The 3630-nt window shown below is 42.0% G+C and carries 3 protein-coding genes; all 3 read left to right on the forward strand.

The genetic code is table 11. The annotated features are described in order from the left end of the window. On the forward strand, positions 1–1147 hold a 1147-nt coding region (locus L656_RS0100315), incomplete at its 5' end, for a TonB-dependent receptor domain-containing protein (RefSeq protein ID WP_024597740.1). Between the two features lie 102 nt (positions 1148–1249). Further along, on the forward strand, positions 1250–2800 hold the full coding sequence (locus L656_RS0100320) for a tryptophan halogenase family protein (RefSeq protein WP_024597741.1): 1551 nt from the start codon (positions 1250–1252) through the stop codon (positions 2798–2800). Further along, positions 2793–3630: tryptophan halogenase family protein (locus L656_RS0100325; RefSeq protein ID WP_024597742.1), on the forward strand; the 838-nt coding region annotated here is incomplete at its 3' end. The genes L656_RS0100320 and L656_RS0100325, both read left to right, overlap by 8 nt.

Consider the following 3630-nt stretch of genomic DNA (forward strand, 5'->3'; position numbering starts at 1 on the left):
AGAGTCTACCGACATTACCTCAACGGCTAATATCGATTTACCTAACGCAGTAGCGTGGGAAGGTAATAACGACTTTAATGTTCGTTTTGGCTCAGATAAAGAAGATTTCACCCTTAAATCTAGCTACGATCACTTTTTACCAAGCTTTGACTTTGACATTGAAGTAATCGAAAACGTAAAAGCGCGTTTTTCTTATAGCACTACAATTGCTCGCCCAACTTACGACAACTTAAGTTCAGCAGCGACTGTTGGTGTACCGGGTGCCCCTACTCTTTTAGCGGGTTCTTCACCGGCTACAGCGTCAACGGGTAACCCTGGCTTAGTGCCGCTTGAATCAGACAATATTGATGTATCGGCTGAGTGGTACTTTGCAGAAACAAGTTATGTGTCGGTAGGTTATTACACTAAAGACATCGAAAACTTTATTGGTTTGACACCAATGACGCAAAACTACTACGGATTACGCGATGCAACAGCAGGCCCTCGCGCACAAGCTGCGATTGCTGAACTAGAATCTCGCGGACTTGCCCTAACCGATTCAAACTTATTTCAAATGGTTGCCGCAACAGAAAATAACGTTGATTTTGACTCTATGACCTACGAAGAGTTTGAAGCCGCTTACGATGTAATTGCTAACAGCGATGACCCATTACTAGAATTTACAGCACAAGTACCTACCAACAATAAAAATGCCACCATTGATGGTTTTGAAATTGCCTTTCAGCACTTTTTTGGTGAAAGCGGTTTTGGTGTGCAAGCAAACTACACCACAGTTAACGGCGACATAGACTTTGATGTAAACGCAGACCCTACTACAACACAATTTGCACTAGTGGGTTTAAGCGATACAGCTAACTTTATTGCAATGTACGAAAACGATGATTTTCAAGCGCGTATTGCTTACAACTGGCGTGATAAGTTTTTAAATAGCGCAGCTCGATATGTAAATGAGCCAGGCTTTACTGAAGAATATTATCAAATCGACTTTAATGTTGCGTACAACTACAGCGAGCAACTTTCGTTTTTTGTTGAAGGCCTTAACATAACTGAGCAAAACAGCCGCGAACATGGCCGTACGTCAGTACAATTGTGGAACCTACAACAGCTAGGCGCACGTTACAATATTGGTATGCGTTACAACTTCTAAAGGTAATACAAAGTAAAGCCGTTAGTTTTTACTAGCGGCTTTTTTGTATTTAAAACAGTATTAATGCTAGTTTAATTGTTATCAATTTTAGGGTGTTAACTCATGACCAAATCAATAACAAAAATAGTCGTTTTAGGTGGTGGCACTGCCGGTTGGCTAAGTGCAGGTTTATTAGCCGCCGAACACCCGCACCTTAGTGTAACGTTAGTGGAGTCGGCAAATGTGCCTATATTGGGCGTGGGCGAAGGTACGTGGCCATCAATGCGTAACACGCTGCAACGTATTGGTATTAAAGAAAGTGATTTTATAACCCAGTGCGACGCGTCGTTTAAGCAAGGTTCTAAATTTATAAATTGGCGCAACCTCAGCGAGGGAGAAAACTACTATCACCCTTTTATGAATCCACAAGGCTATGAGCAAACCAATTTACACGCCAGCTGGCAACGCATTGCACCTAACCAAAAATTTGCCGACATTGTTAATATGCAAAGCTTTGTATGCCAAGCAGCCCTTGCGCCAAAGCAATTACAAACACCCGAATACGCAGCAGTCACCAACTATGGTTATCATTTAGATGCGGGTAAATTTGCTGATTTTTTAAAAAATCACTGCGTTAAAAACCTAAACGTTACACATATTACTGACGATGTAACCGAGGTTATTAACGACGAGCATGGCTATATTGCCGCAATAAAGACAAATAATAATGGCGATATAACAGGTGATTTATTTATAGATTGCTCAGGCTCTCGCGCTCGTTTAATTGGTGAGCATTTTAATAGCGAGTTTATAGCGCAAGATCATATTTTATTTAATAACAGCGCTGTTGCAGCGCAAATACCTAATGCACACACCAATCAACCAATTGCCTCTGCAACGCTTTCTACTGCGCAAAGTAACGGTTGGATTTGGGATATAGCCCTACCAACGCGCCGTGGCACAGGTTATGTATTTAGTAGTAAATATCAAAGTGATGAAAGCGCAAAAAACACTCTAAAAAGCTACATAGCTAAAAGTACCAGTGAGCAACAAGCTGAGCAACTTAACTACCGCGTATTAAAATTCAGCCCCGGCTACAGGCAAAAATTTTGGATTAAAAACTGTGTTGCCGTGGGTATGTCAGCTGGCTTTTTAGAGCCACTTGAAGCGTCAGCACTTGCCATGGTTGAGCTTTCAATTAGCATGATAAGCGAACAACTCCCGCAAAACCGCACCCACATGAGCCAGCTTGAAACGCGTTTTAATGATCGTTTTAGCACGCGTTGGCAGCGCGTTGTTGAATTTTTAAAGCTTCATTATGTGCTAAGCGAGCGCGACGACACTCCTTATTGGCAAGATATTAGTAATTTAAATACCGCGCCCGAGCGCCTGCAAAACTTACTTAAACTTTGGCAATTTCAACCCCCTAGCCGCTTTGATTTTATTGAAAACGAAGAAGTGTTTTCATCAAGCAGTTACCAATACGTTTTATATGGCATGGGCTTTAATACGCAAACTGTATCTGCACAAAATACATTTAACGACCCACGTGCTGGGGATTACTATTATCAGCAAAACCGCGAAAAAATAGCGCAGTACTTAAATGGACTGCCAAGTAATCGCGCGCTTTTAAATCATCTTTTATCAAATAATGGGCAGCCACATAATGACTAAAACAAACGCTGTTAAAAACGTAGTAATTGCTGGGGGCGGCACTGCAGGTTGGATGGCTGCAGCAGCACTTGCTAAATTAGTTGGCAACAATATAAACATAACCCTTGTTGAATCTGACGATATTGGCACTGTGGGCGTTGGCGAAGCAACAATTCCGCCTATTCGTACATTTCATAAATTGCTGGGTATAAACGAGCAAGCATTTATGAAAGCCACTCAAGCCAGTTTTAAACTCGGTATTAGCTTTGAAAACTGGGGCGATGAAAACACGCATTATATTCACTCATTTGGCGCAACAGGCAAAGAATGTTGGGCGGGTGAATTTCATCACTTTTGGCTGCAAGGTAAAGCACTTGGAATAAACAACCCATTTGGCGATTACTGCTACGAGCTGCAAGCGGCTAAAGCCGGTAAATTTGCGTTTAATCAGCAAAACCCCATTAACTATGCCTACCATATGGATGCCACGCGTTACGCGCAGTTTTTACGTGAATTTTCAGAGCCGTTAGGTGTAAAACGTATTGAAGGCAAAATACAAAAAGTAGTAAAAAACACTAAAACAGGCCATATAGAGTCATTAACTTTAAATAGTGGCGAGTATATTAATGGCGACTTTTTTATTGATTGCACCGGCTTTAGAGGCTTATTAATAGAGCAAGCATTGCATACTGGCTACGAAGACTGGTCGCACTTATTACCGTGTAACAGCGCCATTGCCGTGCAAACAAAATCCACCAGCGATACCGTATTGCCACTTACCCGATCTATTGCACACAAAAGCGGCTGGCAGTGGCGTATACCGCTGCAAAACCGTGTCGGCAATGGATTAG

The organism is Pseudoalteromonas sp. TAE56 (assembly GCF_000497955.1).
In the GTDB taxonomy this organism is placed as follows: domain Bacteria; phylum Pseudomonadota; class Gammaproteobacteria; order Enterobacterales; family Alteromonadaceae; genus Pseudoalteromonas.